The sequence below is a fragment of the Kitasatospora sp. NPDC001683 genome (assembly GCF_053596495.1).
The window spans coordinates 72,365-92,682 of the sequence record NZ_JBSFGK010000015.1; the positions used below are offsets into that span (position 1 = coordinate 72,365).

Genomic DNA, 20,318 nt, shown 5'->3' on the forward strand with positions numbered 1-20,318 from the left:
CTGGTGTCCGAAAACGGGCCCTGAGTGTGGAGAGCAACCGTCGGCGGGTTCCCGCGCACCTCGGGAATCCGGCAATTTCGCCATGCGCGGGAGGCGGGAACTCCCGCGGATAGGAACAGCGCGGCACGGGAGGCAGGGCCTCCCGGGGGGAGGAACGAACAGGTGCGGGAGGCGCAGGCCTCCCGGGGGGAGGAACCGTGTGGAGCGAGCACGTCGAACCCACTGGCAACCTGGACGGGGCTGTTGAGCAGGGGGAAGGAGAATTAGTCCGCCCGTTTCCATCGGCGCCGCGGCGTCGGGTGAACGGGAGACTCAGCCGGTCCGTGATCGACTGGGAGCAGCAGTACCGCCGTACCGTGATCATCAGCGACACCGTGGCCACCGCCTTCATGGTGGCGGCGATCGGCGGATTCTTCGGGGTTCGGAACGCGTCGAACTGGCACGAGAAATGGGGAATCCTCGCCTTCGGCACCGAGCTGCTGGTACTGGGGGCGCTGGCGACGACCCGCGCGTGGGCTCCGGCCGTGCTCGGCGAGGGCGCCGAGGAGTTCCGCCGCCTCGGACGCTCACTGTTCACGGCGGCCGTCGTCCTCGCGCTCGGCGGGATCGCCCTCACCTCGCACAACATCAAGCTCTGGGTCTTCGTCGCGATCCCGGCGATCACGCTCGTCACCATGACCGAGCGGTACCTGCTGCGCCTGTGGCTGCACAAACAGCGCAACTACGGACGCTGCCTGCGCCCGGTGCTCGCCGCCGGCAGCCCGGCCACCGTGCGCGACCTGATCGCCCGGACCCGCAAGTTCCCGCACCTGGGCTGGCGGGTGGAGGCGGTGTGCACGCCGTACGCGCTCGGCCCGGGCGGTGACCGGCTGGACGGAGTGCCGGTGGTCGGCCGGCTGACGGACGTCGCCAACCACGTCCGCCGCGACGGCTACCGGGTCGTCGCGGTCACCCCGGACCCGTACTGGACACCGGACCGGCTGCAGCGGCTGGCCTGGAACCTGGAGGGCGGCGACGCCGAGATGGTCGTGGCGCCGGTGCTGATGGAGGTGGCCGGACCGCGGCTGCACGTCGACGCGGTGCTCGGGATGCCGATGCTGCGGGTCAGCATGCCGGCCTTCACCGGGGGCCCGCGGGCGGTCAAGGCGGTCGTCGACCGGCTCGGCGCCGCGATCCTGCTCGTCCTGTTCGCGCCGCTGATGCTGCTCGTCGGGCTGCTCGTCCTGGTGGACAGCCGGGGCGGGGTGTTCTACCGCCAGCACCGGGTCGGCAAGGACGGCCGCCAGTTCACCCTGGTCAAGTTCCGCACCATGGTTCCCGGGGCGGACCGGGCCCGGGCCGAGCTGGCCGACCGCAACGAGGGCGCCGGCCTGCTGTTCAAGCTCCGCCGGGACCCTCGGGTGACCCGGGTCGGCGGAGTGCTGCGGCGGTACTCGCTCGACGAGCTCCCGCAGTTGCTCAACGTGCTCACCGGCTCGATGTCGCTCGTCGGGCCGCGGCCTCCGTTGCCGGAGGAGTCCGCCGCCTACGGCCCGGACATCCGCCGGCGGCTGCTCGTCAAGCCCGGGCTCACCGGCCTGTGGCAGATCAGCGGACGCAGTGACCTGCCGTGGGAGGAGGCGGTGCGCCTGGACCTGCGGTACGTGGAGGACTGGTCGCTCGCCCTGGACGCGGTGATCTTGTGGAAGACGCTGCGTGCGGTGCTCCAGGGGCAGGGGGCCTACTGATGGGTGGGGGGCGCCGTCCGATCGGCGCGCGGATGGCCGGCCGAACCGGCCTGCCCGAGGGGAGGAACGGGTCATGAGGATCAGCGTCCTGGGGCTCGGCTACGTGGGCTGCGTGTCGGCCGCGTGCCTGGCCAGTCTGGGCCACGAGGTCATCGGGGTGGACGTCAACCAGGTGAAGGTCGACCTGGTCAACGACGGCAAGGCCCCGGTGGTCGAGGAGCGGATCGGCGAACTCATCGCCGAGGTCGTACGGTCGGGGGCGTTGCGCGCCACCGGCGACGTCCGCGAGGCGATCCTGGGCAGCGACGTGTCGCTGGTCTGCGTGGGCACGCCGTCGGAGCCCAACGGCAGCCTGTGCACCACCTACCTGGAGCGGGTCGCCGAGCAGATCGGTGCCGCGGTGGCCGAGCGGGGCGGGCGGCACACCGTCGTGTTCCGCAGCACCATGCTCCCGGGCACCTGCCTGAACCTGCTGGTGCCGATCCTGGAGAAGCACACCGGGGGCACGGCCGGGGTGGACTTCGGGGTCGCGGTCAACCCGGAGTTCCTGCGCGAGGGCACCAGCGTGCGGGACTTCTTCGACCCGCCCAAGACCGTCATCGGCCAGCTCGACCGGGCGAGCGGCGACGTGGTCGCGGCGCTGTACGAGGGACTGCCCGGCGAGGTGTTCCGGGTGCCGGTCCCGACGGCCGAGGCGATCAAGTACGCGGACAACGCGTTCCACGGCCTCAAGATCGGCTTCGCGAACGAGCTGGGCGCGGTCTGCCAGGCGCTCGGGGTGGACTCGCACCAGGTGATGGACGTTTTCCTGGCCGACCGCAAACTGAACATCAGCCCCGCCTACCTGCGGCCCGGCTTCGCCTTCGGCGGCTCCTGCCTGCCCAAGGACCTGCGCAGCCTGGTCCACGCGGCGCAGCGGGCCGACGTCTCGGTGCCCATCCTGTCCCACGTGCTGCCCTCCAACTCCGACCACCTGCAGCGCGCGGTGGAGCTGGTCGAGCGCACCGGCAGGCGCCGGGTGGGCCTGTTCGGCCTGTCCTTCAAGCCCGGCACCGACGACCTCCGGGAGAGCCCGCTGGTGGAGCTGGCCGAGCGGCTCTTCGGCAAGGGCTACGACCTGCGGATCTACGACCCCAACGTGAACCTCTCCCGGCTGCTCGGCGCGAACCGCGAGTACATCGAGACCAGGCTGCCGCACCTCGCGCAGCTGCTCGCGGAGTCCGTCGACGAGGTGCTCGAGCACGCCGAGGTGTGCGTGGTCGGAACGAGGGACCCGGCCGTCCTGTCGGCCCTGCCGCAGGGCGGCGGCCCGCTGATCGTCGACCTCGTCCGCCTCCCCGACGCCGAGGCGCGCCGGGCCGAACCGGGGTACACGGGCCTTGCTTGGTGACACGGAGTCCGCAGACGCGACGAGCGGCGACGGCCGGGGCCGTCGCGCGCTGATCCTGGTGGAGAACCTGTCGGTGCCGTTCGACCGGCGGGTGTGGCAGGAGTGCACGACGCTGCGCGACGCGGGCTGGACGGTGCACGTCATCTGCCCGCAGGGGAGCAAGCGGGACACCGAACCGGAGGCGGTGATCGACGGGGTGCGGATCCACCGCTACCCGCTGCGCGCCGCCACCGGCGGGCCGGCCGGCTACCTGCGGGAGTACGGATCGGCGCTGTGGCACACCACCCGGCTGGCCCGCAGGGTCGGCCCGGTCGACGTGGTCCACGCCTGCAACCCGCCCGACCTGCTGTTCCTGCCGGCCCTGTGGCTGAAGCGGCGCGGCGCGCGGTTCGTGTTCGACCAGCACGACCTGGTGCCCGAGCTGTACCTCTCCCGGTTCGACCGCGGGCAGGACCTGCTCTACCGCGCCGTGTGCGCGCTGGAACGGTGGACCTACCGGGCCGCGGACGTCGTGCTCGCCACCAACGAGAGCTACCGGGACGTCGCGCTCAGCCGCGGCGGCCGACGGCCGGAGGACGTCTTCGTGGTGCGCAGCGCGCCCGACACCGACCGGTTCCGGCCGGTGCCGCCCGAGCCGGAGCTGAAGCGCGGCAAGCCCCATCTGCTGTGCTACCTCGGCGTGATGGGCCCGCAGGACGGCGTCGACTACGCCCTGCGGGCGCTGGCGAAGCTTCGCGACGAGCTCGGCCGCAGCGACTGGCACGCGGTGTTCGTCGGCGGCGGCGACACCTTCGACGCCATGGTGGAGCTGTCCCGGCGGCTCGGGCTGTCGGGCCAGGTGCAGTTCACCGGGCGCGTGCCGGACACCGACCTGGTGCGCTACCTGTCCAGCGCGGACGTGTGCCTCTCGCCCGACCCGCGCAACCCGCTCAACGACGTGTCCACCATGAACAAGGTCCTGGAGTACATGGTGGTGGGCCGGCCGATCGTCTCCTTCGACCTCCGGGAGGCGCGGGTCTCCGCCGGCGACGCCGCCGTCTACGCGCCCGCCGACGACGAGTCCGCGTTCGCCGGGCTGATCGCCCAGCTGATGGACGATCCGGACAAGCGGGCCTGGATGGGCAAGATCGGCCAGGAGCGGATCAACGGGCCGCTCGCCTGGCGCAACTCCCAACGAGCTCTGCTCGCCGCCTACGCCGCCGCCTGCCGGGACGACGCTCCGGCGTCGGCGGGGGGCCGGGACCGGCCCGGGAGAAGGCCGCGCCGTTGAGCGACGACACGATACGCCTGGTCACGATCGGCCGGATCCTCCGTCGGCGCTGGCGGCTGCTCGCCGTCCTCGCCGCGGTGGGTGCGCTGGTCGGCTACGGCACCTCGCTGCTGTTCCCGCCGAGCTACACGGCGTCGGCGTCGGTGCTGCTGCCCGGGGTGTGGCAGGACCGGGAGCTGCTGACCCAGGCGGAGATCGCCACCAGTTCGGTGGTGGTCGACCGGGCCGCCGCCACGCTCGGCTGGAACGGGGTCAGCGGCAGCGAGCTGCGGGACCAGGTGAGCGCCACCGCCGCGGACGGCAACATCATCAAGATCTCGGGCACGGCCGACACCCCGGAGCGCGCCCAGCAGCTCTCCGACCAGGTGGCCCAGCAGTTCGTCACCTTCGCCGGGCGGATCGCGGGCGACAGCACCGACCCCGAAGCGGCGCAGCCCGAGGCGCTGCGGCAGCTGGTGGTGCAGGCCAGCCGCCGCATCACCGACCTGGCGGCCGCGGCCGATCCGGGGCAGACCGTGGACAGCGTGCAGACCCGCACCGACTTGGAGAAGCTGCGCACCACACTGCAGGACGCCATCAAGAAGCTGGACCAGATCGACCCGGCCGCCAACCGGTCCAACATGGTCGTCATGGGCTCGGCCACCCGGCCGTCCGGCCAGGCGCCGCCGACCAGGATCCAACTCATCGCCGCCGGGGCGTTGTCGTTCTTCCTGATCGCGGTCGTCGGGCATCTCGTCGCCGCCCGGAGGAGCCGGCGGCCGCGCACCGGGGCGGAGATCGCCGCGGCGCTGGGCTCGGCGCTCCTCGGCACCGTCGACGTGCCCGGGGGGCCGCGCGCGCACCGGCCGGCGGGCCGTGGCCCGTGGGCGCTGCTCCGCCGGCTGCTGGGCACCGACGTCCGGTGGGACCTGCCGGCCCCGCAGCCCTCCGGCGACGAGGCCGACCGGCGGCTCCGCTACCGGCGGGTGTGCGCCCGCCTGCGGGACCGACTTCCGGACCCACCACGGCTGTTGGTGGTCGTCCCGGACGGCGACGAGCCGGGCCGCCGGGCCGCCGGGCAGCTGGTCGACGAGGCCGGGAGCGATCCGCTGCTACGGGTGGTGGAGGTCGCGGTGTCCCGGCCGCTGCTGCCGGACCGGGACGACGAGTCCGGTGCCCTGCTCGTGCTCAGCGCGGGCGGCTGGACCGCGGAGGAACTCGCCGGCATCGCCGACGCGTGCGCGGACGCCGGGCACGAGCTGGTCGGCGTCGTCGTCGCCGGCCCGGTCCGGGAGCGTCCGACGCGGTCCGAAGGCCGCCGACCGGACGACGCCGAACCGGCGCTCGCGGATGACGCCACGCCGGCGCTCGCGGTCGGCGACGACGGGGGGAGAGGGTCGGGGTGACACCAACTACGACCTCGGAGCCGCCGCCCGCCGCGCCACTGCTGGACCTCCAGGCGCTGGTGGTCGCGGTGCGCAGGCGGCGGCGCCTCTGGTGCTGCCTGGCGCTGGTCGGGCTGCTGCTCGGCGCGGCGCTGGCGGTCCTGAAGCCGCCGCCGCCGACCGCGGTGACCACGGTGCTGGTCGCGCACCAGGCGGACCAGCCCAACGACCCGGGAACCCTGATCCGCACCGACGCCGCCCTGCTGCAGACCACCGAGATCGCCGGCAAGGCGCTGCAAGCCCTCGGGTCCGCGCAGAAACCTGAGGACTTCATGCGGGACTACGGGGGCGCCGGCCTGACCAACAACCTGTTGCAGATCACCGTGACCGGACACAGCGACGCCGAAGCCCAGGCCCGGGCCAAGGCACTGGCCGACGCCTTCGTCGCGGACCACGTGCGGCGGATCCAGGAAGCCGCGGCCGCCGAGGCCAAGGCCCTGCTCGACCAGCGCGACCAGATGCAGAAGGAACTCGCCCAGGTCAACCAGCAGATCGGCGATGCGGCGCAGCAGAGCGGGGCGAAGGCCGCGACGAACCTGCAGTCGCTCTACGACAGCCGGACCGTGCTCACCTCGCGCATCAACGACTTCAGCCAGCGCGCCGCCGAGGCGGGCGTCGGCACCCCCGGGCTCGTCGCCGGGACCCAGATCGTGGACGCCCCGCGCGCGGTGAGGCAGTCCCTGCCGAAGACCGCCGCCACCGATGCCGGGATCGGGCTCGTCCTCGGGTTCGTCCTCGGGATCGCGGTGGCCGCCGTCGGCGCGGTGGTGGCGGACCGCCCCGTGCTGCGCCGGGAGATCGCGACGAACCTCGGCGCCTCCGTCATCGCGGAGCTGCGCCGGGTGCCCCGCCGACCGGCCGGCCGGTGGCAGCCGCGGCGGACCCGGACGGCCCGGGCGAGGCTCACCGCGACCCTGGCCCGCACCGTGCGCGGCTCCGCGGAAGCGGTGTCACTGCTGGAACTGGGCTGCGCGCGCAGCACCGGCGAGATCGCCCTGGACCTCGCCGGGGCACTGGCGGAGGAGGGGCCGGTGGTGGTCGTCGACGGGCTGCCCGGCCCCCAGCTCGCCAAGCGCCGCCCGAGGCCGGGCGAGCCGGCAGTGGTCGCCGCCGAGCAGGTCGGGGCCGGTGCGGAACGCCGGCTCGGCGTCGGCTCGGTGGCGCCCGGCACGGCGTGGACCGACCTGCGCCACCTCGGCACCCGGACCGTGCTCGTGGTGCGCGCCGGGCACGGCAGCGCCGCCTGGCTGCACACCGTGGCGCGCCAGCTCGCGGACCAGCGCATCCCGGTGCTCGGGGTGGTGCTGATCGACCCCGATCCGCGCGACCGGACCGACGGCACCCTGTGGGACGGGCCGCACACCGCGCTGCGCGGTGAGAACGGGCGGCTGGCCCGGCTGAGCCGGACGGGCCGGCGGCGGACGGAACGACTACCGATGTGGACCTCACGGGTCCCCGACAGCGATCAGGAGGCGAGGTAGCACATGTGCGGCATCGCGGGCACGTACCGATGGCCGGACGGCAAGGCCGTGACCGACCTGCTCACCGACACCCTCGCCCACCGCGGCCCGGACGGAGCGGGCCGGTACGGCCACCCCCTCGGTGACGGCGAAGTGCACCTGGGGCACCGCCGGCTGGCCATCATCGACCTCTCCGAGACCGGCGCCCAGCCGATGGTCTCGGACGGCCTGGTCCTGACGTACAACGGCGAGCTGTACAACGCGCCCGAGCTGCGGGCCGAGCTGTCGGCCGCCGGGGTGCGCTTCCGCGGCACCTCCGACACCGAGGTGCTGCTGGAGGCCTGGCGGCGCTGGCGCACGGACTGCCTGCCCCGGCTGCGCGGCATGTTCGCGTTCGGGATCTTCGACGAGCGCACCGGCGAGCTGGTGCTCGCCCGCGACCAACTCGGCATCAAGCCGCTGTTCCTGGTCCGGCGCGGCGAGGGCCTGGTGTTCGCCTCCGAGCTCAAGGCGCTGGCCGCCGCCACCGGCGGGTCGCTGGAGGTGGACCAGGCGGCACTGGTGGCCTCCCTGCTGTACTACTGGGTGCCGGACTCGCGCTGCGCCTTCCGCGAGGCGGAGAAGCTGCCGCCGGGCAGCTGGCTGCGCTGCCGGCCCGACGGCCGGGTGGAACGCGGCCGGTACTGGCACCTGCGGGAGGTCGCCGCCGAGGGCCGGGACCGGGCCCGGGCCGGCGAGCTGCCGGACCTCGCCGCCATCGTCGAGGAGTCGACCAGGCGTCACCTGCTCTCGGACGTCCCGGTGGCGACCTTCCTCTCCGGCGGACTGGATTCCAGCTACCTGACCGCGCTGGCGGCCCGCGACCACCCCGGGATCTCCGCCTACACGATCGGGTTCCGCGCCGAGGACGCCAGGTTCGAGGCGATGCCGGACGACCTGCGCTACGCCCGGCAGGTGGCCGAGCGGTTCGGCGTCGACCTGAACGAGATCGAGATCGCCCCGGACGTGCTCGACCTGCTGCCGAAGATGACGTACCACCTGGACGAGCCGATCGGCGACCCGGCGGCGATCAACACCTTCCTGATCTGCTCGGCCGCCCGGGAGGCCGGGGTCAAGGTGCTGCTGTCGGGGATGGGCGCCGACGAGCTGTTCGCCGGCTACCGCAAGCACCTGGCCAACCAGCTCGCGCTGCGCTACCAGCGCGTCCCGCGGCCGCTGCGGCGCGGTCTGTCCGCCGCCGTGGACCGGCTGCCGGTGGCCACGGCCAGGCGGGGGCTGCGGTCGGTGCGGTTCGCCAAGCGGTTCCTCTCCTTCGCCGACCTGCCGGAGGAGACCGCGTTCCGGCGCAGCTACACCATGTACGACCAGGAGGAACTGCTCGCCCTGGTCGACCCGGACCTGGCCGGGACGGTCGAGGACGTGCTGACCGAGCACGCGGACGTCTACCAGGACAACGACCTCGACGACTTCGTCAACCGGATGTGCCTGGGCGACGCCCGGATGTTCCTGCCGGGCCTGAACCTCGCCTACACGGACCGTTCCAGCATGGCCGCGTCCACCGAGGTGCGGGTGCCGTACGTGGACGTCGAGGTGGTCAGGGCGGCGTTCACCGTGCCCGGCGACCGCAAGATCGTGGGGCGGCAGGGCAAGGCCGTGCTCAAGGAGGCAGCCGCCTCGATCCTGCCCCGGGAGATCGTGTACCGGCCCAAGGGCCTGTTCAGCGCCCCGCTGCGGGCCTGGATGAGCCGGGACCTGGCACCGCTGGTGCGCGAGGTGATCAACGACGGCGAGCTGGTCCGCTCCGGGTTCCTGCGCCGCGACGCACTCGCGCGGCTGGTCGCCGAGGACGCCGCCGGCCAGCGGGACTTCTCCAAGCACCTGTGGCACGTGCTGACCCTCGAGTACTGGTACCGCGGCGCGACCTCCGGCCACAGCGCTCATCCGACGGCTTAGGGCTCACTTTCCGGCGTACGGCTCATTTCCCGGCGCAGCAGCAACCGGCTTAGAAGCAAGGGGACTTCCGTTGAAACAGGTTGTGCAGAACTACAAGAGCGGTGAGCTGTCGGTGCTCGACGTGCCGGTGCCGGGGTGCAAGCCGGGCGGGGTGCTGGTCCGCAGCGCCTTCTCGCTGATCTCCACCGGGACCGAGCTGATGAAGGTCTCCGAGGCCGGCATGTCGATGCTGGGCAAGGCCCGGTCCCGCCCGGACCAGGTGGCCAAGGTGATGCAGAGCGTGGCCGTCAACGGGCTGCCCGCCACCTACCGCAAGGTGATGGGCAAGCTGGACTCCTACACGCCGCTGGGCTACTCGCTGTGCGGGGTGGTCGAACAGGTCGGCGCCGGGATCGACGAGGTGAAGGTCGGCGACCTGGTGGCCTGCGCCGGCAACGAGCACGCCCTGCACGCCGAGGTGAACTGGGTGCCGAGGAACCTCTACACCCCGGTGCCGGACGGCCTCGCGCCGCGGCACGCGTCCTTCGGCACCGTCGGCTCGATCGCCCTGCAGGGCGTGCGCCAGGGCGAGCCGCAGCTCGGCGAGGTGGCGCTGGTCATCGGCCTCGGGCTGATCGGGCAGCTGGTGGTGCAGCTCCTCACCGCTGCGGGGGTGCGCGTCGTCGGGGCCGACCCCGACCCGGCGCGCTGCGAGCTCGCCGAGCGGCTGGGCGCCGTGGCCTGTGGCGATCCAGGGTCCGCGGCGGTGGAGAACGCCGTCGCCGAGCTGACCGACGGTCACGGCGTGGACCAGGTGTACCTGGCCGCCGGCGGCGGCAGCAACCAGCCCGTCGAGCTGGCCGCCCACCTGGCCCGGGACCGCGGCCGGGTCGTCGACATCGGCAAGTGCCGGCTGGACCTGCCGTGGAACGCGTACTACGAGAAGGAGCTCGACGTCCGGTTCTCCCGCTCGTACGGGCCCGGGCGCTACGACCCGGAGTACGAGCTCGAGGGGCGGGACTACCCGATCGGCTACGTGCGCTGGACCGAGCGCCGCAACCTGGCGTGCTTCCTCGACCTCATGGCACGCGGCCGCGTCGACGTGGAGCCGCTGATCTCCCACATCGCCGACTTCGACGCCGCCGTCGAGACCTACCGGCGCCTGAAGGACGGCGAGTTGAAGGCGGTGGCCGTGCTGTTCCGCTATCCCTCGGCGGAGGCGGAGGCGGAGGCGGAGCTGGCGGCCGGGTCCCTGGCGGTGGCGGTGCCCGCGGTGCGCCGCGCGGACCCGTCGGCCCGGCCCGTGCCCGGCCGATCCGCAGGGGCGCCGGTGCGGCTGGCGTTCGTCGGCGCGGGCAACTACGCGACCTCGATGCTGCTGCCGCACCTGGCCCAGCGCGCGGGCGTCGCACTGTCCACGGTCGTCACCACCACGGCGCTGTCCGCCGCCAACGCCCAGCGGAAGTTCGGCTTCGCCCACGCGACCACCGACCTCGACGCCGTGCTCGGGGACCCGGCCGTCGACGCGGTGTTCGTGGTCACCCGGCACAGCTCGCACGCCGAACTGACCCGCCGGGCGCTGCTGGCCGGCAAGGCGGTGTTCGTGGAGAAGCCGCTGGCCCTCACCGAGGACGAACTGGCCGGGGTGCTCGCCGCGGTGGAGGAGTCCGGCAACGACCGCCTGCAGGTCGGCTTCAACCGCCGGTTCGCGCCGCTGCTGCGGGAGGCCAAGGCCCGCTTCGGCGCCCGGACCGGTCCGGCGAGCCTGCGCTACCTGGTCAACGCGGGCCGGTTGCAGCACGGCAGCTGGTACCTCCAGCAGGGCACCGAGGGCTCGCGATTCGCCGGCGAGGGCGGGCACTTCATCGACACCGCGAGCTGGCTGCTGGACGCCGACCCGGTCTCGGTGTACGCCGTCGCGCCGTCCGGCAACGAGGACCTCCAGGTGGTGCTGCGCTACCCGGACGGCTCCACCGCCACCGTCAGCTACGTCACCACCGGCGCGCCCGGTTTCCCCAAGGAGACCCTGGACCTCGTCGCGGACGGCAGGGTGCTGAAGCTCGACGACTTCGTCCGCGCCTCGGTGTATTTCGAAAGCACGGCCGGGCGGAAGCGGTGGGTCAGCTCGCGGCTGCCCAAGGCCCGGGACAAGGGCCAGTCCGCCGAACTGGCCGCGTTCGTCAAGGCCGTGCGGAGCGGCGGGCCGATGCCGGTGCCACTGGAGTCGCTGGTCGCCACCACGGCGGCCACCCTCGCGGTGCGGGCCGCGATGGCCGGCGGCGCGCCGGTGACGCTGGCGAGGTCGCTGTGACCATGAGCCCTGGCTGGTACCTGCGCCGGCTGTCCCGGATGGGACCGCGGGAGATCGGCGGCCGGGTCGGCGACGCGGTGCGCAGGCGCCGGTGGCGCTCGTCGGCGCCGCCGCACGGCCCGGCCGTCACCGGCGCCCGGTTCACCGCCGTGCTGCCCGCCGGGACGATCGCCGCGCTGCCACCCGACGCCGCGAAGCGCCTGCTCGCCGCGGCGGACCGGCTGATGGACGGCCACGCCGAGTACTTCGGGGTGGAGCGCGACGACCTCGCCGCCCCGGACTGGTGGCGCGACCCGAAGACCGGACGCCGGGCCCCGTCCGGCTACGCCTTCGAGGTGCCGTACCGCGACGAGGACGCGGTCGGGGACATCAAGCAGATCTGGGAGCCGTCCCGCCACCAGCACCTGACCGTGCTCGCCGCCGCCTACGCGATCACCGGCGACGAGCGGTACGCCGAGCGGGTGGCCGAGCACCTGCGGTCCTGGTGGGCGGCCAACCCGCCGCTGCGCGGCGTGCACTGGATCAGCGGCATCGAGCTGGGCATCCGGCTGCTGTCCTGGGTGTGGGTCCGCCGGCTGCTCGACGGCTGGCCGGGCGCGGCCGCCCTGTTCGAGGGCAACCCGGTGGCGCTGGACCAGATCTGGCACCACCAGCGCTGGCTGGCCGCCTTCCCCAGCCGGGGGTCCTCGGCGAACAACCACGTCATCGCCGAGGCGGCCGGGCAGTTCGCCGCGGCCTGCGCCTTCGGCTGGTTCCCCGCCTCGGCGCGCTGGCGCTCCGACGCGCTGCGCTCGCTGGAGCGGCACCTGCGCGCCAACACCTTCCGCTCCGGCCTCAACCGCGAGCTGGCCACCGAGTACCACGGACTCGTCCTGGAGCTCGGCCTGGCCGCGCTGGCCGAGGCGGACGCCGCCGCCGTGCCGGTCCCCGCGACGGTCCGGCTGGTGCTGCTGCGGATGACCGACGCGCTCGCGGCCGTCGTCGACAACCGGCTGCGGCCACCGCGCCAGGGGGACGCGGACGACGGACACGGCCTGGTCCTGGACGGCGCCGGCACCGACCGCTGGGCCTCGCTGCTGACCACCGGGGACGCGGTGTTCGGCCGGCTCGCCTGGTGGCCGGCGGTGACCGGCACGGATGTGCGCACCCCGCTGCTGGCCGCGCTGATCCGGCCGTACGGGCGGACCCCCGCCGTGGCCCGCCCGGCGAGCCGGCCGGTCCACTTCCCCGACGCGGGGATGACCGTCCTGCGCGGACCGGGGGAGATCTGGTGCCGCTGCGACGGCGGTCCGCACGGGTTCCTGTCCATCGCCGCGCACGGCCACGCGGACGCGCTGTCCGTGGAGGTCCGGCACGACGGGGTCGACGTGCTCGCCGACCCGGGGACGTACTGCTACCACGGACAGCCCGAGTGGCGGCGGTACTTCCGCTCCACCCTGGGCCACAACACCCTGGAGCTGGACGGCGCGGACCAGTCCGCCTCCGGCGGCCCGTTCCTGTGGACCCGGCACGCCCACAGCCGCGTCCTGGTCGCGGACACCTCCGACGCGAAGGTGGCGCGCTGGTGCGCCGAGCACGACGGTTACCACCCCTCGGTGCACCGCCGCCGGGTGGAACTGGACTCCGGCAGCCGGGAGTTGCGGATCACCGACGAGGTGAGCGGTCCGGGCCGGGCCGTCCGGCTGGCGTTCCACCTCGGCCCGGCGATCACCGCGGACCTGACCGGCGACCGGGCCGTGCTGACCTGGACCACGGACGGCGAGCGGCGCTCCGCCGTGCTCGACCTGCCGGAGCAGCTGTCCTGGCGGGCGCACCGGGGCGAGAGCGAGCCGCCGCTGGGCTGGTACTCGGCCGGCTTCGGCCGCCGGGAACCCGCCACCACGCTGGTCGGCACCGGCTTCTCCGACGGCGCACAGGGGTTCCGCACGTTCCTCAGGTTCAACGGCGAGGGGTGAGGGTGGGGATCAACAGGCGGCACTGGGGGGCCCTGGCCTCGGTCCTGCTGCTGGCGACCGGCTGCACCAGCGGTTCGGACGCCCCGCCGGAACCGACCGCCCCGCCCACCGGGTCGGCAGCGGTGGCCCGGGTGTGCGCCGATCCCGAGGCCGGGCCGGCGCAGCCGCCGGCGGGCGCGGTGACGGTCGACCCCGCGGTGGTCGGCGACCTGGCCGCGAAGACCAAGGACAGTCCCCCGCACACCACCTTCTGGCTCCAACCGGGGACCCACACCCTGGCCCCCGACCGGTACGCCCAGGTCGTCCCCAAGGAGGGGGACAGCTACCTCGGCGCACCGGGCGCGGTGCTCGACGGCCGGAAGACCAACGAGTACGCGTTCAGCGGTGCCGCCGCCGACGTCACCATCCGCTACCTGACCGTGCAGGGCTTCGTCGCGCCGCAGAACGAGGGCGTGGTCAACCACGACTCGGCCGACGGATGGGTGATCGAGCACGCGACGATCCAGGACAACTCCGGTGCCGGGCTGATGGCCGGCGCCCGCCAGCGGGTCCGCGCCAACTGCCTGCGCGGCAACGGGCAGTACGGCATCAACGCGTACAAGGCCGGCGCCCCGCTCAGCGACCTGGTGGTCGAGGGCAACGAGATCACGGCCAACGACACCGACCAGTGGGAGAAGCGGCAGCCCGGCTGCGGCTGCACCGGCGGCGTCAAGTTCTGGGCCGTCAACCGCGCCGATGTACGCGGTAACTGGGTCCACGACAACCGCGGACCCGGGCTGTGGGCGGACACCGACAACAACGACTTCCGCATCGAGGACAACCTGCTGGAGGCCAACGACGGTGCCGCGCTGATCTACGAGACCAGCTACAACGCGGTCATCCGCGGCAACACGATCCGGCGCAACGACTGGGTCGAGGGCCGCAACGCCGCCGACCGCGGCGACGACTTCCCGTACGCGACCGTCTACCTGTCCGAGTCCGGCGGCGAACCACGGATCCCGGCCCGCACCGACAAGATCGAGATCGACCGCAACGTGCTGGAGGACAACTGGTCCGGGATCACCCTGTGGGAGAACGCCGACCGGTTCTGCAACAGCCCGGCCAACACCTCCTCCGGCGACTGCACCCTGCTGGTGAAGGACACCGCCCGCTGCGCCCAGCCGACCATCGCCAGCGCACCGCTGAACGCCGACTGCCGGTGGAAGACCCAGCGGGTGGACATCCACGACAACCGCTTCACGCTGGACCCGTCCGTGGTCGGGTGCACCGTCAAGTGCGGCCGGATGGCGGTACTGGCCAACTACGGCACCTATCCGGACTGGTCACCGTACAAGGGCGAACAGGTCGCCGAGGCGATCACCGGCAAACAGCAGAACCGCTGGCACGACAACGCCTACCGCGGGCCGTGGAGCTTCGTCGCCCACGACCCGAGCCGGACGCTCGACTTCGGGCAGTGGCAGGGCCGGCCGTACCAGCAGGACGCGGGCAGCACCTTCCAGCCACGGGCGGGTGGTTGAGATGGGCCGGGGCCTGACCCTCGAAGGGCTGGACGAGGACGTCGCACAGCGGCGGCGCGGCGCGCCGAGGACCGTCGGGGTGGTCTGGGGACTGCTGATCCTCAACACCCTCGGCTCCGCCGGGGCGCAGACCATCATCCCGCTGCCCCGCTCCCTCATCCAGATGGTCACCATGGGCTCGCTGGTCTCCGCCTTCGCGCTGGCGCTCGTGGTCAACCTCCGGCTGCGGATCCGGCCCAGCGCCTACCTGGTCCTGCTCACCCTGCTGCTGGTGCTGAGCGTGATCTCCAGCGCCAACCTGGAGTCCGGGGCCGGCGCGCTGTTCCGCTGCGCCCGGCTGGCCCTGTTCGTCGGCACGCTGTGGCTGCTCAGCCGCTGGTGGGACGGCGGCGAGACGTTCGTGCGGCATCACATCCGGATGTACTTCGCGGTGCTGGTGTCGGTGGCCGCCGGCCTGGCCGTCTCGCCGGGCGCGGCGATGCCCGACCTCTACGGCGGGCGGCTGGTCGGCGCGCTGTGGCCGCTCACTCCGCCGCAGATCGGACAGTACGCCGCGGTGATCACCGGGCTCGCCGCGCTGCTCCTGCTGGGCCGGCGGACCACCGGGGCCAGTGCGGCGGCGGTCATCGTGCCGTCGCTCGTCCTGCTCGCGCTGACCCACACCCGGACGGCCACCCTCGGCCTGATCATCGGATTGGCGCTGGCGATCGGCTCGCTCGTGCTGACCAGCGCCGCCGCCCGCAGGTTCTTCGGCTGGGCGGTGCTGTGCGCCACCGCGGCCGCGGTCGGGCTGAGTTCGCTGCTGGAGGCGTGGTTCCTGCGCGGCCAGAGCCAGGAGAACTTCTCCAACCTCACCGGCCGGGCCAAGGTCTGGGACGCCCTGCTGGCGGCGCCCCGGACGACCACCGAGCAGCTGTTCGGCAGGGGCCTGGGCGACAAGTCGTTCGGCGGGCTGCCGATCGACAACAGCTGGCTGGCCGTCTACAACGAACAGGGCCTGACCGGCGTCGGCCTGGTGGCGGCGTTCGTCCTCGTGCTGGGCGGCGTCGCGCTGCTGCGGCCACCGTCACTGTCGAGGGCCTGCGCGATCTTCCTGATCAGCTACTGCGCGATCGCCTCGTACACCGAGGCCGGGCTGGGCGACGCCTCGCCGTACCTGCTGCACCTGACCGTGGCCGCCTCGCTGCTGGCGGCGCCTGCCGCGGCCGCTCCCCTCCCGACGCCCGAAGCCATCCAGAGAACGGAGGGAACCTGAGCATGCACGTCCTCGTGGTGCACAACCGCTACGGCTCGGCGCAGCCGAGCGGGGAGAACAAGGTCGTCGACCAGGAGGTGGCGCTGCTGCGCGAGGCCGGCCACCGGGTCGAGCTGTTCGAACGGCGCAGCGACGACATCGCCGCCCGCTCCCTGCTGGGCAAGGCCGCGGTGCCGCTGCTGGTGCCGTGGAACCCGGCGGTCCGCGCCGAACTCGCCACCCGGCTACGGGCCGAGCGGCCGGACGTGGTGCACGTCCACAACGTCTTCCCGCTGCTGTCGCCCGCGGTGCTGTCCGCCTGCGCCGACGCCGGCGTGCCCGCCGTCGCCACGCTGCACAACTACACCCAGATCTGCCCGCCGGGCACGCTGCAACGGGACGGCCGGCCGTGCACCGAGTGCGTCGGGGGGTCACCGCTGCCCGCCGTCCGGCACGGCTGCTACCGCGACTCCCGGCTGGCGACGGTGCCGCTCGCGGTCAGCCTGGCGGTCAACCGGCGGCGCTGGTGGTCCGGCGTGGAACGGTTCTTCTGCATCTCCGCGGCGCAGCGCGACGTCCTGGCACGGGCCGGACTGCCGGCCGGGCGGCTTTCGGTGAAGCACAACTTCGTGCCCGAGCCGGGCGCCCGCCGTACCGGCCCCGGCGAGCACCTGCTCTACCTCGGCCGACTCGCCGAGGCCAAGGGCGTGCGGCTGCTGATGGCCGCGTGGGACCGGCTCGCCGCGAGCGGCGGGGTGGGCGTGCCGCTGGTGATCGCCGGCACCGGGCCGCTGGAGCGGGAGGTGACCGCCTGGGCGGCGGGCCGGGACGACGTGCGGTACGCGGGCCTGTACGACCCGGCCCAGTGCCGGCAGGCCGTCGCCCGCTCGGTCGCCGTGCTGGCGCCCTCGACCTGGCTGGAGGCGTTCGGCCTGGTGGTCGTGGAGGCGATGGCGGCCGGAGTGCCGGTCGTCGCCGCCGGGCACGGCGCCTTCGTCGAACTCGTCGAGGACGGAGTGACCGGACTGCTGCACCAGCCGGGCGAGGCGGCCTCGCTCGCGTCCCGGATCCGCCGGATCACGGCCGAGCCGGACCGCAACCAGGAGATGGGCCGGGCCGCCCGGCACCGATACGAGCAGGGGTTCAGCCCGGTCGTCGGGCTGGAGCGCCTGCTGGAGGGGTACCGCACCGCGATCGCGGGTCGGTCCGGCGGCGCGAACGGCGCGCCGCCGGAAGCGAGAGCGAAAGCTGGCTCGCCGCGGAACACCCGCGCGAGCAGGAATGGGGGCACTACATGACACGATGCCGACTCTGCGGCTCGACGGCGATGGGGAGCGTCGTCGACCTGGGGGCGACCCCGCCGTGCGAGAGCTTCCTCGCCGCCGACCAACTGGACCGGCCCGAGCCGGCCTACCCGCTGCACCTCAAGGTCTGCACCGACTGCTGGCTCGCCCAGCTCCCTCCGCTGATCACGCCGGAGGAGACGTTCAAGGAGTACGCGTACTTCTCCTCCTACTCGACCTCCTGGGTGGAGCACGCCCGCACCTTCGTCGACGGTGCCGTCCAGCGCCTCGGCCTCGGCCCCGACGCCTTCGTGGTCGAGGTCGCCAGCAACGACGGGTACCTGCTCCGGCACGTGATGGACCGGGGGATCCGCTGCCTCGGCATCGAACCGTCGGTGAACGTCGGCGCCGCGGCGAGGGAGGCGGGCGTGCCCACGCTCACCGAGTTCCTCTCCCCGGACACCGGCGCGGCCGTCCGCGCCGAACACGGCCCGGCGGACCTGGTCGTCGCCAACAACGTGTACGCCCACATCCCCGACGTGGTCGGCTTCACCCGGGGGCTGCGCGCCCTGGTCGCCGACGACGGCTGGGTCTCCATCGAGGTGCAGCACCTGCTCACCCTGATCGAGGAGAACCAGTACGACACCATCTACCACGAGCACTTCCAGTACTACACGGTCGCCTCCGCCACCCGGGCGCTGGAGAGCGGCGGACTCACGCTCGTGGACGTCGAGCTGCTGCCCACCCACGGCGGCTCCATCCGGCTATGGGCCCGCCCGGCCGAGGCGGCCGGCGAGCCGAGCCGGCGGGTGGCCGAGGTGCTGGACCGGGAGAAGGCCGCCGGGCTCCAGGAACTGTCCGGGTACACCGAGTTCTCCGCCCGGGTCGCCAAGGTCCGCCGGGACCTCCTGCGCTTCCTCATCGACGCGGCCGAGCGCGGCGAGACGGTCGTCGGCTACGGCGCCCCCGGCAAGGGCAACACCCTGCTCAACCACTGCGGCATCCGGCCCGACCTGCTCCCGTACACCGTCGACCGCAACCCCTACAAGCACGGCCGGTTCACCCCGGGCACCCGCATCCCGATCCTGCCGCCCGAGCAGATCCGCACCGACCAGCCGGACTACGTCCTCGTCCTCCCGTGGAACCTGCGGGCCGAACTGGTCGAGCAGTTGTCCTTCGTGCACGAGTGGGGCGGCCGACTGGTCTTCCCGATCCCGGAACTCAGCATCGTGGAGGTGAAGCGGTGAAGGTCGTCCTGTTCTGCGGCGGTTACGGGCTGCGGATGCGCAGCGGAGCCTCCGACGACATGCCCAAACCGATGGCGATGGTCGGCCCCCGGCCGCTGATCTGGCACGTCATGCGCTACTACGCGTACTTCGGGCACACCGAGTTCATCCTGTGCCTCGGCTACGGGGCCCGCCACATCAAGGACTTCTTCCTCAACTACGAGGAGACGACGTCCAACGACTTCGTCCTGCGGGGCGGGCGGACCGAGCTGCTGTCCACCGACATCTCCTCCTGGACGATCACCTTCGCCCAGACCGGCATCGAGTCGCCGATCGGGGAGCGGCTGCGCCGGGTGCGCCACCACCTGGACGGCGACGAGATGTTCCTCGCCAACTACGCCGACGTGCTCACCGACGCCCCGCTGCCGGAGATGATCGACCGGTTCGCCCGGCGCGACGCCGGCGCGTCGATGATGGTGGTGCCGCCGCAGTCCTCGTTCCACTGCGTGGAGTTGGGCGAGGACAACCTGGTGGGCGGCATCACCGCGGTGAGCGACATGCCGCTGTGGGAGAACGGCGGCTACTTCGTGCTCCGCCAGGAGGTCTTCGACCACATCCCGGAGAACGGGGACCTGGTCGCCGACGGCTGCGCGGGCCTGGCCAAGCAGGGCCGGCTGGTGGCGCACCAGCACCGCGGCTTCTGGAAGCCGACCGACACGGTGAAGGAGCGGGCCGCGCTCGACCTCGCCTACGCCCGGGGCGACCGCCCGTGGGCCGTGTGGGAAGGGAACGGCGCGGGCGCCACCAGCGGCAGCGGCGGCGCCGGGGTGAGGACCGCTTGACATCCTCCCCGCCCTCAAGGGACGGGGATTCCTCCCGCGCCTGCGGCACGGACACCCGTGGACCGCAGGTCGCTGAGGCGGGTTCCCCGTTCAACGGGCCGTGCCTGGCGCGGGATCGCCACGCCGGGACTGACCGGCCCTCCAGGGGCGTTTAGCCTGTCCGCCTGCCCGGCGGCCAGGATGTTTCGAGCAGCATTGAGGTCACGGTCATGCAGCACACCACACGCACGGCAGGCCCACTCGCGGATGGCGAGGGGCTTGGGCCCGTCGCGGTGCCCGCACTCCGAGCAGAGCTGGGAGGACGGGAACGCGCGGTGCACGATGCCGACCGTGCGCCCGTACCGGGCCGCCTTCTCCTCGAGGAGTCGCCGGAAGGTGGACCATCCGGCGTCGTGGACGGACTTGGCCAGGCGGCCGCGGCCGAGGGGTGGACCGGTTCGACATCCACGACGAAGCTGGCGTGGTACCGGCCAGCCGGGTCCAGCACGATCGTCACGGACGACGGATCGGCGGGCAGTGCCCGAGACCATTTCACCCGCACGTCGCCGATCTTCGCCAGGTTCAGCTTGCCGTTGGACCGGATGCGGAACCCGTTGCGGGTGAACCGCAGACTTTGCCGAGTGTCGCGCTTCGACTTGAACCGCGGCAAACCGACCGGGCGCCCCTGCCGCTTGCCGGACACCGAGTCGAAGAAGTTCCGGTACGCGGTGTCCAGATCCCGAAGGGACTGGATCAGCGGGTCCACCC

Annotated in this window: 14 protein-coding genes; 13 read left to right on the top strand and 1 reads right to left on the bottom strand. The window is 73.1% G+C overall.

The window, feature by feature from the left end; all coding sequences use genetic code 11:
* The first annotated feature begins 230 nt into the window (after positions 1-230).
* The 13 genes from ACWCYO_RS11060 to ACWCYO_RS11120 all read left to right on the top strand — a co-directional run bounded on the left by ACWCYO_RS11060 (position 231) and on the right by ACWCYO_RS11120 (position 19,571).
* The gene (locus tag ACWCYO_RS11060; protein ID WP_449784061.1) at positions 231-1,727 is read left to right on the top strand and encodes a sugar transferase; all 1,497 of its coding nucleotides are present in this window, start codon (positions 231-233) and stop codon (positions 1,725-1,727) included.
* Positions 1,728-1,800: 73 nt separating this feature from the next.
* Entirely contained in the window at positions 1,801-3,117 is a 1,317-nt protein-coding gene (locus ACWCYO_RS11065) for a nucleotide sugar dehydrogenase (RefSeq protein WP_449784032.1), read from the top strand.
* A complete protein-coding gene (locus ACWCYO_RS11070) occupies positions 3,107-4,387 on the top strand; it encodes a glycosyltransferase family 4 protein (protein WP_449784033.1) in 1,281 nt (426 codons plus the stop codon). Before ACWCYO_RS11065 ends, ACWCYO_RS11070 begins: the two co-directional genes overlap by 11 nt.
* Positions 4,384-5,772, top strand: a complete 1,389-nt coding sequence (locus ACWCYO_RS11075; protein ID WP_449784034.1) for a Wzz/FepE/Etk N-terminal domain-containing protein — start codon at positions 4,384-4,386, stop codon at positions 5,770-5,772. The genes ACWCYO_RS11070 and ACWCYO_RS11075 overlap by 4 nt, the downstream gene beginning before the upstream one ends.
* Positions 5,769-7,292 carry a Wzz/FepE/Etk N-terminal domain-containing protein gene (locus ACWCYO_RS11080; protein WP_449784035.1) on the top strand — a complete coding sequence of 508 codons (1,524 nt, stop codon included), beginning with the start codon at positions 5,769-5,771 and terminating at the stop codon, positions 7,290-7,292. The genes ACWCYO_RS11075 and ACWCYO_RS11080 overlap by 4 nt, the downstream gene beginning before the upstream one ends.
* Positions 7,293-7,295: 3 nt before the next feature.
* Positions 7,296-9,224: an asparagine synthase (glutamine-hydrolyzing) gene (asnB, locus tag ACWCYO_RS11085; protein ID WP_449784036.1), complete on the top strand. Its 1,929-nt coding sequence runs from the start codon at positions 7,296-7,298 to the stop codon at positions 9,222-9,224.
* Positions 9,225-9,294: 70 nt separating this feature from the next.
* The gene (locus tag ACWCYO_RS11090) at positions 9,295-11,514 is read left to right on the top strand and encodes a bi-domain-containing oxidoreductase (RefSeq protein WP_449784037.1); all 2,220 of its coding nucleotides are present in this window, start codon (positions 9,295-9,297) and stop codon (positions 11,512-11,514) included.
* Positions 11,515-11,516: 2 nt separating this feature from the next.
* Entirely contained in the window at positions 11,517-13,469 is a 1,953-nt protein-coding gene (locus ACWCYO_RS11095; protein WP_449784038.1) for an alginate lyase family protein, read from the top strand.
* 2 nt (positions 13,470-13,471) lie between these two features.
* The gene (locus tag ACWCYO_RS11100; RefSeq protein ID WP_449784039.1) at positions 13,472-14,986 is read left to right on the top strand and encodes a right-handed parallel beta-helix repeat-containing protein; all 1,515 of its coding nucleotides are present in this window, start codon (positions 13,472-13,474) and stop codon (positions 14,984-14,986) included.
* A 1-nt stretch (position 14,987) separates the two neighbouring features.
* A complete protein-coding gene (locus ACWCYO_RS11105) occupies positions 14,988-16,241 on the top strand; it encodes an O-antigen ligase domain-containing protein (protein WP_270141439.1) in 1,254 nt (417 codons plus the stop codon).
* Positions 16,242-16,243: 2 nt separating this feature from the next.
* On the top strand, positions 16,244-17,518 hold the full coding sequence (locus tag ACWCYO_RS11110; RefSeq protein ID WP_449784040.1) for a glycosyltransferase: 1,275 nt from the start codon (positions 16,244-16,246) through the stop codon (positions 17,516-17,518).
* Positions 17,515-18,750 carry a class I SAM-dependent methyltransferase gene (locus ACWCYO_RS11115; protein WP_449784041.1) on the top strand — a complete coding sequence of 412 codons (1,236 nt, stop codon included), beginning with the start codon at positions 17,515-17,517 and terminating at the stop codon, positions 18,748-18,750. The genes ACWCYO_RS11110 and ACWCYO_RS11115 overlap by 4 nt, the downstream gene beginning before the upstream one ends.
* Positions 18,747-19,571 carry a glucose-1-phosphate cytidylyltransferase gene (locus tag ACWCYO_RS11120; protein WP_449784042.1) on the top strand — a complete coding sequence of 275 codons (825 nt, stop codon included), beginning with the start codon at positions 18,747-18,749 and terminating at the stop codon, positions 19,569-19,571. The genes ACWCYO_RS11115 and ACWCYO_RS11120 overlap by 4 nt, the downstream gene beginning before the upstream one ends.
* 14 nt (positions 19,572-19,585) lie before the next feature.
* Here the strand turns inward: ACWCYO_RS11120 and ACWCYO_RS11125 are convergent, their stop codons facing one another.
* Positions 19,586-20,101, bottom strand: a complete 516-nt coding sequence (locus tag ACWCYO_RS11125; protein WP_449784062.1) for a zinc ribbon domain-containing protein — start codon at positions 20,099-20,101, stop codon at positions 19,586-19,588.
* Positions 20,102-20,318 lie beyond the last annotated feature (217 nt).

Excerpts from the sequence above, each read along its gene's own strand:
- ACWCYO_RS11065 (WP_449784032.1), top strand. The coding sequence starts at position 1,801 with ATGAGGATCAGCGTCCTGGGGCTCGGCTACGTGGGCTGCGTGTCGGCC.
- asnB (WP_449784036.1), top strand. The coding sequence starts at position 7,296 with ATGTGCGGCATCGCGGGCACGTACCGATGGCCGGACGGCAAGGCCGTG.
- ACWCYO_RS11095 (WP_449784038.1), top strand. The coding sequence starts at position 11,517 with ATGAGCCCTGGCTGGTACCTGCGCCGGCTGTCCCGGATGGGACCGCGG.
- ACWCYO_RS11105 (WP_270141439.1), top strand. The coding sequence starts at position 14,988 with ATGGGCCGGGGCCTGACCCTCGAAGGGCTGGACGAGGACGTCGCACAG.
- ACWCYO_RS11110 (WP_449784040.1), top strand. The coding sequence starts at position 16,244 with ATGCACGTCCTCGTGGTGCACAACCGCTACGGCTCGGCGCAGCCGAGC.
- ACWCYO_RS11115 (WP_449784041.1), top strand. The coding sequence starts at position 17,515 with ATGACACGATGCCGACTCTGCGGCTCGACGGCGATGGGGAGCGTCGTC.
- ACWCYO_RS11125 (WP_449784062.1), bottom strand. The coding sequence starts at position 20,101 with ATGGTCTCGGGCACTGCCCGCCGATCCGTCGTCCGTGACGATCGTGCT.